The following is a 14,218-nucleotide window of genomic DNA, read 5'->3' as shown; positions in this document are numbered from 1 at the left end:
GCATATGCAACGAATCGCTTTATATATCATACTTGTCTCACTTTTCGCATGTCGCAGCAGTAAGGATGTGTACATGTTCAGCTCCTTCCGTGAACCCGGTAAGGACGGACTACACTATCTATACAGCTACGACGGCTATAAATGGGATAGCCTGCCTGGTAGTTTTCTTCCACCTTCTGTCGGAAAAGACAAGATCATGCGCGATCCCAGCATTGTAAAAGGCCCGGACGGTACCTTCCATCTTGTCTGGACTACCAGCTGGAAAGGCGACAAAGGTTTTGGTTACAGTGCTTCCCGTGACCTGCAACACTGGTCACCTCAGCAGTTCATACCTGCCATGGAGCATGAACCATCCACGGTAAATGTATGGGCTCCCGAGTTGTTCTATGATGATGTAAGTAAACAGTTCATCATCATCTGGGCTTCCTGTATACCCGAAAGATTCGAGAAAGGCATCGAAGCTGCAGATAACAATCACCGGATGTATTACACTGTAACTAAAGACTTTAAGACCTTTTCACCCGCGAAACTTTTCCTGGATCCGGGCTTCAGTGTAATTGATGCCGTCATTGTTAAGACTGCGCCAAAGGCATATACGCTGGTACTAAAGGATAATACCCGCAATGAAAGAAACCTGAAGATAGCCTTTGCTGAAAGTCCTTTAGGACCCTATAGCCAGGCTTCTGCTCCTTTTACCGGCAAACTGACAGAAGGTCCCACGGTGCTAAAACCTGGTAAAGAATGGTTGATCTACTTTGATGACTACGGTAATAAAAGATATGGCGCTGTAGCTACAACCGACTTCCGCCATTTCAAAGATATCAATACATCCATCCTTGTACCTGAAGGACATAAACATGGCACTGTATTTAAAGTACGCCGTAAAATATTGGATAAGCTCAAATGACGAATATGAGGATTACTGCAACGATATGTCTGCTGCTTGCATCATTGGCTGCTACTGCCCAGGAAAGTATCCGCTATACTAGCAATACCTTGGTAAATGTGGATTACCATCATGGTCAGCTACGTCCGGTAGCAGGTGTGCATAACATCCAGATCATGCGCGCTAACCGGGAACACCCGGAACTAGGTGACGATATGGGCTGGACGTACAATCATGCACCCATGCTGGCATATTGGAACAAACGCTTTTATGTGGAATACCTGAGCGACGAAGTAGGTGAAAGCATCCCTCCTGGACAAACCCTGCTGCTGTCTTCCGCTGATGGTTATCATTGGGAGAAACCAGTATTACTGTTTCCTCCATATAAGATACCTGACGGTACTACTAAGGAAGGGCATCCTGGTGTTGCTAAAGACCTGTACGCGGTGATGCACCAGCGTATGGGGTTTTATGTTTCTAAAAGCAATAAGCTGCTTGCACTGGGCTTCTATGGTATCTGTCTGGATAAGAAAGATGATCCTAATGACGGCAATGGCATAGGTCGTGTCGTGCGTGAGATATTACCGGATGGCAAATTCGGCCCTATCTACTTTATCAGGTATAACAAGAAATGGAATAAGAACAACACTATTTATCCCTATTACACTACCAGTAAAGACAAAGCTTTTATAGCTGCCTGTAATGACCTGCTGGCTACTCCGCTGATGATGCAGCAATGGAATGAAGAAGCTGACAGAGATGATCCCCTGATACCCATACAGAAGCAATACAAGGCTTTCTGTTACTATCACCTGCCAGACGGTAAAGTGGTAGGGTTATGGAAAAATGCGCTCACAGCTATGAGTAAGGACGAGGGGCGTTCCTGGAGTACCGTTGCGCGTGCGCCCGGGTTTGTTAACAGCAATGCCAAAATATGGGGGCAACGTACCACCGACGGCCGTTATGCTACCGTATATAACCCGTCAGAGTATCGCTGGCCACTGGCATTATCTGTAAGTCAGGATGGTATTGACTATACCAACCTTTTACTTGTCAACGGTGAAATTACTCCGATGCGGTATGGCGGTAATTATAAATCCTATGGCCCGCAGTATGTCAGAGGTATTGAAGAAGGCAACGGTATCCCTGCTGATAGCAACTTGTGGGTAACCTATAGCATGAATAAAGAGGATATCTGGATCTCTAAAATACCCGTCCCTGTTACCGATAAGGTGTCTGCACATGTCAATGATGTATTCCCGTCATTAGCTGCTGCTACTGCACTTAACAGCTGGAATATCTATAGCCCACGCTGGGCGTCTGTATCAATAGGTACTACTCCCGGTAAGGAACAGCAACTTATATTGGAGGACAAAGATCCTTTCGACTATGCCAAGGCAGAACGCCTGTTCCCTGCGGCACAGCAACTGGAAGTAGGCTTTACTGTAACGCCTGCGCAGAACAACCATGGGTGTTTACAGATTGAATTACAGGATGGGAAAGGTATACCAGGTATCAGACTGGTATTTGATGCAGATAGTGTATTCAAGGCTAAAGCAGGCGCGCGTTTCAAACACTTTATGAAATATGTACCTGATAGTGTATATAACGTTCGCCTGAAAATCAACACTGCGAATCGTTTTTATACCATCAATGTGAACGGTAAAGATGTGCTGACCAGCCTGACGTTCGCTCCGGTAGACAAAATGGAAAGAATCGTTTTCCGTACAGGTGAGCCCAGGCATTTTCCTGATGCGGATACGCCGGCAGACCAGGAATATGATCTTAAACGTGCCGGAGAACAAGAGCCACATACTGCGAAATTCTATATCAGGTCGCTCAAAACCTTACCACTATAATGCGTTTTTTTCTATACATATTATTCCTGCTCGGAAGTGTGCATGCTGTAAAAAGTGCTGCTCCTGTAGCGCTTTCCAATCTCCGTTGTGAGATGTTGGTGAACCCTGAAGGGATTGACGCTATCCGTCCCCGCCTTAGCTGGGAAATAACTGCCTCCGCAAGAAACGTAAAACAGGTGGCTTATGAGGTACAGGTGGCTTCTACCCGTCAGCAGCTGCTGTCAAACCAGGCTGATTTATGGAACAGTGGAAGGGTAGCTGCTGGTAATAGCATCCATATCGCATACAATGGAAAACCTTTGCTAAGCCGCCAACAGTGTTATTGGCGCGTGCGGGTGTTTACAACAGCCGGCGCTTCTGACTGGAGTGAGGTAGCAGTGTGGAGTATGGGACTGTTACTGCCTGCCGACTGGAAAGCCAGCTGGATAGGCGCTGATACCAGCTTCGCCTGGGATAGTGCACATGCCAAATTCTCAAGGCTTTCTGCCAGATACTATCGTAAGTCATTTGCAGTGAAACATCCTGTAAAAAAGGCAATGGTATATATCGCTGGCCCCGGACTGTACGAATGCTACTTCAATGGTCAACGTACCGGCTCCGCCGTTCTATCTCAGTCGCCTACCGATTACCGGAAGTCGGTGAAGTATAATACCTACGACGTTACCAATGCTATCAAAAAAGGCGAGAATGTCATCGGGACTGTGCTGGGTAACGGACGCTATTTCACTATGCGTCAGCAGTATAAACCGCATAAAATTACCACATTCGGGTATCCCCGGCTGCTACTGCAACTGGAACTGGAATATGCCAATGGTAAAAGGGAAACGATTGTCAGTGACGAAACCTGGAAGCTTACTGCCGATGGCCCGATCCGCAGCAACAATGAATACGACGGCGAAGAGTATGACGCGACTAAAGAAATGCCTGGATGGAACACTACAGGATTTAATGATAACAACTGGCTACCGGCTGGTATAGTGCCGGCTCCGGGTGGTGTGTTGCGCGCTCAGATGAATGAGCCGATGCGCGTTGTCAGAAGAGTAACCCCACTTGCTGTAAAGGAAAAAGCACCGGGCAACTATATCATTGATATGGGCCAGAATATGGTCGGCTGGTTGCAGATAAAAGTCAAAGGCAAGAGAGGACAACAGGTGGTATTACGGTTTGCAGAAACACTGAAAAATGATACTGCCTTATTCATGGATAACCTGCGCGATGCCCAGGTGACAGATAAGTATACCTTGAACGGTAAGGGAGAAGAAGTATGGGCTCCTTCTTTCGTATACCATGGTTTCCGGTATGCAGAGATCAGCGGTTATCCCGGTAAGTTGTCGGAAAAAGACCTGGAAGGCCAGGTTGTCAGTGATGATCTGGTGAATACCGGCTCATTTGAAACTTCCGATCCTACAATCAACAGTATCTATAAAAATGCCTACTGGGGTATACTGGGCAACTATAAAGGAATGCCGGTAGATTGTCCGCAGCGCAATGAAAGAATGCCCTGGCTCGGTGATCGTCCTACTGGTGCTTACGGTGAAAGCTTCTTATTCGACAATGCTAAGCTATATGCCAAATGGCTGGATGATATCGGTGAATCCCAGACCGATGCCGGCGCAATCCCGGATGTAGCACCTGCCTACTGGAAATACTATTCCGATAACATGACCTGGCCAGGTACTTACCTGATGATAGCAGACATGCTGTATCATCAATACGGCGATCTTCAACCTATCACAAAACACTACGCTTCCATGAAGCGCTGGTTGGCGTATATGAAAACCAAGTACCTGAAAGATGGTATCATGACTAAGGACAAATACGGCGACTGGTGCGTGCCACCTGAATCCAAGCAGCTCATCCATTCCAAAGACTCTTCCCGTATTACTGAAGGCGCATTGCTATCTACGGCATACTATTTCCGCTACCTGACAATGATGGCCCGCTTCGCTACCCTGCTGGATAAACCACAGGATGCAGCGACATTTAAGTCCGCTGCTGAAACTATACGGACTGCTTTTAATAAACGTTTCTTCCATAAAGACCATTACGGCAATAATACAGTGACGGCTAACCTGCTGCCGCTGTCATTTGATATAGTACCCGCCGCTGCACGTAAGCAGGTATTTACGCATATTATAGACAGCACAATGCTGAAGTACGGCGGACATATAAGCACGGGTGTAATCGGTACCCAATGGTTAATGCGTGGGCTTACTGCACAAGGACGTCCGGATGTAGCTTACCTGATCGCTGCTGACAGAGACTATCCTGGGTGGGGTTATATGGTCGCTAACGGGGCTACTACCATATGGGAACTATGGAATGGTAATACGGCTAATCCTGCTATGAACTCTCATAACCACGTCATGTTACTCGGTGACCTGCTAATATGGTTGTATGAAGATCTCGCCGGTATCAGGAGTAGCGGACCTGCTTATCAGCAACTGGAGATGAAGCCTGCGCTGGTGCCTGGTATGGACTTCGTCAATGCGTCATTTCATACTATGTACGGAATGGTGCGCAGCAACTGGAAAAAGGACGTAAATCAGTTCTCCTGGAAACTGAGCATTCCTGTAAATACTACAGCAACGATCTATATTCCTGCGTCAGCTGTAAATGCAGTGCTGGAAGGCGGCAAGCCTGTCTCCGCCAGTAAAGACATCACCTTCCTGCGGATGGAAGATGGTAAGGCAGTATTCAGTATCGGATCGGGGGATTATGAGTTTGCCTCCGATCTGCAACTGCCCTGGAAGAAAGGTATCCTGGAAGATGAATACATCTTTATTAACGCGCCTTTCCCCGAGAGTCACGCTGCTACTATAGCCGAGACGCCTGACGGCCTTGTCGCCGCCTGGTTCGGAGGTACAAAAGAGAGAAACCCGGATGTGGGTATATGGGTAAGCCATAAAGTCGGTAATAAGTGGACACCTCCTGTAGAAGTTGCCAATGGTATTATGTCTGACACGCTCCGTGTCGCCTGCTGGAATCCGGTCTTGTACCAGGTACCGGGCGGCGAATTACAGCTATACTATAAAACCGGTACAAAGGTCGCTACCTGGGTAGGATGGATGCGTACCTCCCAAGATCATGGTAAAACATGGTCTGCTGCCAAAGCGCTACCTCAAGGCTTCCTCGGGCCTGTAAAGAATAAGCCGGTATTGCTGGATAACGGCGAGCTGCTTTGCCCTTCCAGTACCGAAGGTAATGGCTGGAAAGTCCATTTTGAAGTAACCACTGATAATGGCCGTACCTGGACAATGAGAGGTCCCATCAATGATGGTAAAGCATTCAATACTATTCAACCCAGTATCCTCAAGCATGGTAACGGTAAGCTGCAGATACTTTGCCGCAGCAAAGAAGGCGCTGTAGTGCAATCCTGGTCGGCCGATAATGGCCGTACCTGGTCAGCAATGACAGCCACTGAGTTGCCCAATAATAATTCGGGTACAGACGCGGTTACTCTACAGGATGGTCGTCAAATGATTGTATATAACCATGTGAAAACACCCAAAGGAAAATCCAAAGGCGCGCGTACGCCACTCAATATCGCCGTGTCTGACGACGGCATCCACTGGTCTGCTGCACTTATTCTGGAAGACTCTCCGGTAAGCCAGTATTCCTATCCATCCATTATTCAGACGGCAGACGGATATGTACATGTTGTATATACCTGGCGCAGACAGCGCATCAGGCATGTGAAGATCGACCCACGCATGCTGGAAACCAAACCAATAATCAACGAACAATGGCCATGACAGATAAAACAAACAGAAGACAGTTCCTGGGTAATGCTGCCTTGCTGGCAGGTAGTATGTTACTGCCAGATGTGCTGCTGGCGGCAGTGAAAAAAGCACCGCGTTACCGTATTGCCGTTTGTGACTGGATGATACTGAAACGGCAAAAATTAAGTGCTTTTCAGCTTACGAAAGACATTGGGGCTGATGGGCTAGAGGTAGATATGGGTGGCCTGGGTAACCGGCCCACTTTTGACAGTAAACTCTCTGATCCTGCTGTAAGGCAACAATTCCTTGATGCCTCAAGAGACCTGAATGTAGCAATCAGTTCCATCGCTATGTCAGGTTTTTATGCGCAGTCATTTGCTGAAAGACCCGAGTATGAAAAGATGGTGCAGGACTGTATAGATACCATGGTGCAGATGAACGTGAAGGTTGCCTTTCTGCCCTTAGGTGTACAGGGCGACCTGGTAAAACAACCTGAGCTGCGCCCAGCTATTGTACAACGCCTGAAAACCGTCGCTGCTCATGCAGAAAAAGCCGGTGTGATCATCGGTGTTGAAACAGCGCTGCCTGCGAAAGAAGAAGTGAAATTACTCGATGAAGTCGGCTCACCCGCTGTCAAAAGCTATTTTAATTTCTCTAATGCATTGCAAGCCGGCAGAGACCTGATACAAGAGCTGAAAACATTAGGCGCAAAACGCATCTGCCAGATCCATTGTACTGATACAGATGGTGTATGGTTACAAAATAACCCACGTATTGACATGAAGGCTGTTAAAAAGACCCTGGACAAAATGCGCTGGAGTGGCTGGCTCGTTATTGAGCGCTCCCGCGATGCCAACGACCCGCGTAATGTAAAAAAGAATTTCAGCGCCAACACCGCTTACCTGAAATCAGTATTTCAGTAATAGCAGGCGTTACCTCATATTTATCCGACCGGAAAGAAGTTCCATTAGCTAAGTTCTCTGATTAAATGTTATGAAAAAGTTTTGCTTATCGATCATATTGCTGATTAGTGTATTTACTGGCAGGTCGCAAAACCTGGACAGCCTGTTCTGGCAGCCACCGGCTACTGCAAAGCCCTGGGTGTTCTGGTACTGGATGCATGCCAGTGTATCCCGGGAAGGCATAACAGCCGATCTGGAAGCAATGAAAGAAGCAGGTATAGGTGGCGCTTACCTGATGCCTATCAAAGGCAAGGCAAAGCCTCCTTACATGAATCCGCCGGTAGAGCAGTTAACCCCTGCCTGGTGGGATATGGTACGCTTTGCACACAGCGAAGCTGCCCGGCTTGGCTTACAGCTGGGTATGCACTTCAGCGATGGCTTTGCACTTGGTGGCGGTCCATGGATCAAGCCGGAACAGTCAATGCAGAAAGTAGTATGGACGGCCACCCAGGTAAGAGGCGGCGTCACTTTTAATAACACTTTAACTCAGCCAACGGCTTATCAGCATTATTACAAGGATATTGCTGTTCTCGCATTCCCGTCCACCGCTCCCCAGCTGCAGGTACCTGTGGTAACAACCAGTCAGCCGGGTATAAATGCGCAATTCCTGGCATCGCCGGGCAGTAAAGAAAGCTTCCGCAGCCAGGAGCCCTGCTGGATACAATATGCCTACGAAAAGCCGTTTACCTGTCACGCTATTACCATAATGACAAACGGGAACAACTACCAGTCACACCGGCTGCGTATTTCCGTTAGCGACAATGGGGTTGATTTCAGGCCTGCTGGTAAAATGGAAGCGCCCCGCCATGGATGGCAGGATACCGACGCGCCTGTTACCCACGCAATTAAGCCTGTAACGGCCCGCTACTTTCGTTTCTACTATGATAAAGAAGGTTCGGAACCAGGCGCTGAAGACCTGGACGCTGCCAAATGGAAGCAAAGTCTGAAAATAGCCGGACTTATTCTATCCGATCAGCCCCGGATTCACCAGTTTGAAGGTAAGAGTGCCGCCGTATGGCGTATCAGTCCATATACAACGCCTCAGCAACTACCTGACGCCGACTGTATTCCCCTGGATAAAATTATTGACCTCACTGCACTGATGGATACTAATGGCCGCCTTAACTGGAAAGCGCCGGCCGGTAACTGGACGGTGCTAAGAATCGGACATACCTCTACAGGACATACAAATGCTACCGGTGGTGCTGGTGCCGGACTTGAAGGAGATAAATTCAGCAGTACGGTAGTTAAGCTTCAGTTTGACCGCTGGTTTGGAGAGGCAAGACGCCAGATAGGTCCTGCCCTGGCAGATAGTATCCTGAAAGTATTTCATGTTGACAGCTGGGAGTGTGGCAGCCAGAACTGGTCGCCCGACTTTCGCAGTGAGTTTCGCAGACGCCGGGGATATGACCTCCTTCGCTACCTGCCTGCCATGGCAGGTTATCCCGTCCAGGATGCCAACACCTCCGAAGCTTTCCTGCATGACATCAGATCAACCATCACCGCATTAGTGCAACAGAACTTTTACGATACACTGTCGGCATTGGCACACGCTCACGGATGCCTCTTTACCGCTGAAAGCGTAGCTCCGGTAATGCCCGGAGACGGGATGCTACATTATCAGTCTGCCGATATACCGATGGGTGAATACTGGTTACGCAGCCCCACGCACGACAAACCTAATGATATGCTGGATGCTATATCAGGGGCACACATCTACGGAAAGCGCATCGTGCAGGCAGAGGCTTTTACAGAACTCCGCATGCGCTGGGATGAGCACCCCGGTATGTTAAAAACGCTGGGTGACCGCAATTATGCACTGGGTATCAACAAACTGGTTTACCACGTATTTACACACAACCCCTGGATCGACCGGAAGCCAGGTATGACGCTGGATGGTGTCGGACTATACTTCCAGCGTGATCAGACATGGTGGAAACCTGGCAAAGCATGGGTCACTTACGCGCAACGTTGTCAGGCGTTATTACAGCAGGGGAGGCCTGTAGCTGATATTGCAGTATTTACGGGAGAAGGTATTCCCCGCAGGGCTATCTTACCGGAAAGACTGGTGAACGTATTACCCGGTCTGTTCGGCGATAGCCTGCGACAGGCGGAATCACAACGCATGGCTAACAGGAGTAGCCCCCTTCGTGAAATGCCTATAGGTGTAACCGCCTCGGCTAACATCACAGACCCTGCTCACTGGGTTGATGCCCTGAAAGGATACCATTACGACTCATTTAATAAAGACGCTTTAGTCAGACTGGCCAGTGTTAAAGACGGTAACATCGTATTACCTGGCGGCGCTGTATATCGCATGCTCGTATTACCCGGCCAGCTGGCCATGTCCCCGGAAGGTAATCTTCTCTCCCGCGAGACCGTTTTCCACCTCAGAAGACTCTTGTCACAAGGTGCTACCATCCTGGTCAACGGCCCGGTAAGATCGCTGGAAGCGCCTGACAGTACTATCGTGCTGAAAGGTCCCGGCGTGCTGCAAGGCCCCTGGAAAAATAGCTCGCTGGAGACGCTGGGATTGACTCCCGACGTACTGGTAAAAGAGACTTCAGGTAAAAGGGCCGCTGCTATCGCCTGGACACATCGTACGGCTCCCGATTACGATATTTATTTTATTTCCAATCAGCAGGAAGGAGAGCGTACCCTCGATTTTTCATTCCGTATAACTAATCGCCTACCGGAGCTGTGGAATGCAGTAACCGGCGAACAACGCACAGCTTCCGACTGGGAGATGAAAGACGGTAGAACGTCGCTCAAAATACAACTCCCCGCTGCCGGTTCCCTGTTTGTGATTTTCCGTAAACCTGTATCGCCGCATACTATGCATCATGCCCCTAACTGGGCCGCATTTACTACCCTGCAAACCTTGAATAATGACTGGCAAGTCACCTTCGATAGTGCATCGGGTGGTCCCGCCGCACCGGTATTATTCAAAGAGTTGAAGGATTGGAGTAAAGACCTTACTCCGCAGATACGTTATTACGCAGGAACGGCACTTTACCGGAAGACCTTCCAATGGACGGCGTCTGACAGGGATACCATGAGCCGCATATGCATTGATCTCGGAAAGGTGGCCAATATTGCTACCATAACAGTCAATGGTATTGATTGTGGTGTAACCTGGACTCCGCCTTATAAAGCGGATATTACCCATGCTGTTCGTGCCGGTACCAACGAACTGGTAATTGCTGTAACCAATACCTGGGGTAACCGCCTGACCGGCGATACTGCTTTACCGGCAGATCAGCGCATCACCAATACTACTGCACCATTGAGGTTTGAAAAGACGTCTTTACTGGAGGCGGGACTGCTAGGACCGGTACAGCTACAGCAGGAAGTGGTGGTGCCGGCAGGAGAGGTAGCACAGTCTGTTATGCAGCAGGTCTACGAAGAAGTGAAAACTCCCTATAAGTATGGAATGGTTATGGTGCCTGCGGATGATAGCAAAAAGCTGGATTGCCCGAGCATTTTCAAAAAAGGACGTAAGTGGTATATGGTCTACATCATCTATGATGAAGGCCGTGGTTATGAAACCTGGCTGGCCGAAAGTAAAGACCTGTTGCATTGGAAAACGAAAGGTAAAATGATGTCATTCGCAGATACTTCCACTACCTGGGACAGTAATCAGCGTGCAGGCTATATCTCTCTGCAGGACCATATATGGGGTGGCAATTATAAATGGTATGATTACAAAGGTAAACATTGGATGACCTACATCGGAGGTGCACAGACAGGATATGAACAGGGCTTATTGTCTGTAGGAATTGCCAATACCAGCAAGCATATTACCAAACCACATGAATGGTACCGCTTCAATAAGCCCGCATTGATGGCTACAGATACCAATGCCGGCTGGTGGGAGAATAATACTATCTACAAAAGTTCGGTGATGTGGGATAAAACAAATACTACCGGACACCCATTCGTGATGTATTACAATGCTAAAGGAGATAGTCTGAAGCCTAAGCGCGGCAAAGAACGGATAGGTATGGCTGTGTCAGATGATATGGTGAACTGGACCCGGTTCGGTAAAGATCCTGTACTGGATCACTTCACCGGTATTACCGGCGACGCAGTGATACAAAGGATGAACAATACCTGGGTGATGTTCTATTTCGGTGCCTTCTGGAAAAACCGCCCGACGGCCTTTAACCGCTTCGCCTGCTCCTATGACCTGGTACACTGGACCGACTGGAATGGGCCTGATCTGATTAATTCTACAGAGGAATACGATGGGCGGTTCGCACATAAATCCTTTGTAGTAAAACATAAAGGAGTTGTATATCACTACTACTGCGCAGTGAATCAGAAAGATCAGCGCGGTATTGCTGTTGCAACTTCTAAAGATCTCGGAAAAAGTACTCTTCAATTTACGAAAGCTAAAAAATAATGCGCTGTCTACTAATCATCTCTTTCCTCTTTCTGTCTTGGATGCCGGCTAAAGCGCAGCGGATACAATTGTTTGACGACAACTGGTTGTTCTGGCGTGGTGCTGCACAGGGTGCAGAAGATACCTTGTTCAATGATGCTGACTGGCGTAAGGTAGGTTTGCCGCACGACTGGAGTATAGAAGACCTGCCAGGTACCGGCTCTCCCTTCAGCAAAGGTGCCTTAAGCCAGGTAAGCGGTGGCTTCACTACCGGTGGCAGCGGATGGTACCGCAAGCATTTCCGGCTACCTGCTGCTGACAAAAACAAACGTACGGTTATACAGTTTGATGGTGTTTACATGAATGCGCAGGTATGGATCAACGGAAAAAAATTGTCCAAACATCCATATGGATATACTGCTTTCTGGTATGACCTTACTCCCTACATACGATATGACAGGGAGAATATCATTGCTGTGAAAGTGCGCAATGAAGGAGAGAATAGCCGCTGGTATGCCGGTTCCGGTATTTACCGGCACGTATGGTTGCAAACGCTGGAGTCTGTACATGTTGCACAATGGGGTACTTACATTACTACGCCTGTTGTTACAAAACAATCTGCTGATGTACATGTTATTACAACACTGAAGAATGAGGATAAAACCGCAATTACTGCAACGCTGCTAACGCGCTTACTGGACGCTAAAGGACGTATGGTTGCGGAGCAGAAAACGCAACAGCTGGTCAGTAACTCCCGCGATACTTCATTACAACAGGTATTGCAGGTGAAGTCCCCTGCCTTATGGGATGTCAACGCACCGGTATTATATAAAGCCATCTCATACGTATATGTGGATAATGTGCTTAAAGACAGTGTGACCACACCCTTTGGTATACGTACGATTACTGTGGATGCAGAAAAAGGTTTTCAGCTGAATGGCAAAACCATCAAACTGAAAGGAGGATGTGTGCATCATGATAACGGTCCGCTAGGTGCAAAGGCTTATGACAGGGCCGAAGAACGGAAAGTCGCCTTGCTCAAAGCCAGCGGCTACAATGCAATACGTTGTTCACATAATCCACCATCGCCTGCATTCCTGGATGCATGTGACAAACAGGGTATGCTGGTAATAGATGAGGCATTCGATATCTGGAATGATGGTAAGAACCCTGACGATTATCACCTCTACTTTAAAGACTGGTGGCAGCGCGACCTGGAAAGCATGCTGTATCGTGACAGAAATCATCCGTCGATCATTATGTGGAGTACCGGCAATGAAATCCCTCACAGAGAAAAGCCTGAAGTAGCAAAAGTGGCGCGTATGCTGCGTGATCATATTCGCAGTATCGATACTACCCGCTTCGTTACCTGCGGTGTAAATGGTATTGCACCTGATAAAGACGCCTTCATTGCTACACTGGATGTAGCCGGGTATAATTATGCTGTTGATCAGTACGTGAAAGACCACGAGCGGGTACCACAGCGGGTCATGATGGCTACCGAATCTTTTGCCATAGATGCGGATAAGTATTGGATGGCAGTGAATGACAATCCCTGGGTGATAGGTGATTTCGTATGGACTGCTTTTGATTATATCGGAGAAGCAAGTATAGGCTGGTTAGGATATATGCAGCATCAGGGCTTCTATCCCTGGAATCTTGCCTATTGCGGCGATATTGATATCTGTGGATGGAAACGTCCGCAATCATACTACCGCGACGCATTGTGGATGCCTGACCAGATATCACTGTTTGTAAAACCTCCTACGCCTTCGTTCGACACCAACACCCGTAAAGTTGAATGGAGCCGCTGGGAATGGTATGACGCACGCGATAGCTGGAACTGGCAGGGTCATGAAGGCAAGCCGCTGGATGTAAGTGTGTACACATCTTACGAAGAAGTAGAACTGTTCCTCAATGGTAAGTCTCTCGGACGTAAAACTGCTGGTCGTGCCAACAGGTTCATGGCTGTCTGGCAGGTGCCGTATTCCCCGGGAAAGATCAGCGCCGTCGGTTACAATGGGAAAAAGAAATCTAAAGAAGTAGCACTGCAAACGGCAGGTAATACTACTCAGATCAACCTGACTGCCGATAGACAAAAGATCACTGCGGATGGTCAGGACCTCAGTTATGTTACAATCACGCTACGGGATGCTGATGGCAATATATGTCCTGATGCCGATACACAGCTGAAGTTTGATATCACAGGCCCTGGTACTATCGCCGGCGTTGGCAACGCGAACCCGGTAAGTACTGAAAGTTACCAGCAACCGCAACGCAAAGCCTGGAGAGGGAAATGCCTGGTTATCATCAAAGCTGAGCAGCAGGCAGGTGATATTACCCTGAAGGTGAATGGTGCAGGTTTACCTGCTGCACAGATCACAATTAATTCCACCCTGTAATAA

6 protein-coding genes are annotated in these 14,218 nt (G+C 48.3%); all 6 read left to right on the top strand.

Features of this window, described 5'->3' with window-relative positions; genetic code table 11:
* Positions 1–4 precede the first annotated feature (4 nt).
* The 6 genes from K1Y79_RS07285 (at position 5) to K1Y79_RS07260 (ending at position 14,215) form a co-directional block, all read left to right on the top strand.
* Positions 5–907: a glycoside hydrolase family 43 protein gene (locus K1Y79_RS07285; protein WP_220249334.1), complete on the top strand. Its 903-nt coding sequence runs from the start codon at positions 5–7 to the stop codon at positions 905–907.
* Between the two features lie 5 nt (positions 908–912).
* Positions 913–2,745 carry an exo-alpha-sialidase gene (locus tag K1Y79_RS07280; protein ID WP_236059518.1) on the top strand — a complete coding sequence of 611 codons (1,833 nt, stop codon included), beginning with the start codon at positions 913–915 and terminating at the stop codon, positions 2,743–2,745.
* Positions 2,745–6,500 carry a family 78 glycoside hydrolase catalytic domain gene (locus K1Y79_RS07275; protein ID WP_220249332.1) on the top strand — a complete coding sequence of 1,252 codons (3,756 nt, stop codon included), beginning with the start codon at positions 2,745–2,747 and terminating at the stop codon, positions 6,498–6,500. Before K1Y79_RS07280 ends, K1Y79_RS07275 begins: the two co-directional genes overlap by 1 nt.
* Positions 6,497–7,390, top strand: a complete 894-nt coding sequence (locus K1Y79_RS07270) for a sugar phosphate isomerase/epimerase family protein (RefSeq protein ID WP_236059517.1) — start codon at positions 6,497–6,499, stop codon at positions 7,388–7,390. The genes K1Y79_RS07275 and K1Y79_RS07270 overlap by 4 nt, the downstream gene beginning before the upstream one ends.
* Positions 7,391–7,460: 70 nt before the next feature.
* On the top strand, positions 7,461–11,834 hold the full coding sequence (locus K1Y79_RS07265) for a glycosyl hydrolase (protein ID WP_220249330.1): 4,374 nt from the start codon (positions 7,461–7,463) through the stop codon (positions 11,832–11,834).
* Positions 11,834–14,215 (top strand): glycoside hydrolase family 2 TIM barrel-domain containing protein, encoded by a 2,382-nt coding sequence (locus K1Y79_RS07260; protein ID WP_220249329.1) that lies wholly within the window; start codon positions 11,834–11,836, stop codon positions 14,213–14,215. Before K1Y79_RS07265 ends, K1Y79_RS07260 begins: the two co-directional genes overlap by 1 nt.
* Positions 14,216–14,218: the final 3 nt, after the last annotated feature.

The organism is Chitinophaga rhizophila (genome assembly GCF_019492185.1).
In the GTDB taxonomy this organism is placed as follows: domain Bacteria; phylum Bacteroidota; class Bacteroidia; order Chitinophagales; family Chitinophagaceae; genus Chitinophaga; species Chitinophaga rhizophila.
This window is presented reverse-complemented; position numbering and strand designations above follow the sequence as displayed.

Excerpts from the sequence above, each read along its gene's own strand:
- K1Y79_RS07275 (WP_220249332.1), top strand. The coding sequence starts at position 2,745 with ATGCGTTTTTTTCTATACATATTATTCCTGCTCGGAAGTGTGCATGCT.
- K1Y79_RS07260 (WP_220249329.1), top strand. The coding sequence starts at position 11,834 with ATGCGCTGTCTACTAATCATCTCTTTCCTCTTTCTGTCTTGGATGCCG.
- K1Y79_RS07270 (WP_236059517.1), top strand. The coding sequence starts at position 6,497 with ATGACAGATAAAACAAACAGAAGACAGTTCCTGGGTAATGCTGCCTTG.
- K1Y79_RS07265 (WP_220249330.1), top strand. The coding sequence starts at position 7,461 with ATGAAAAAGTTTTGCTTATCGATCATATTGCTGATTAGTGTATTTACT.
- K1Y79_RS07280 (WP_236059518.1), top strand. The coding sequence starts at position 913 with ATGAGGATTACTGCAACGATATGTCTGCTGCTTGCATCATTGGCTGCT.
- K1Y79_RS07285 (WP_220249334.1), top strand. The coding sequence starts at position 5 with ATGCAACGAATCGCTTTATATATCATACTTGTCTCACTTTTCGCATGT.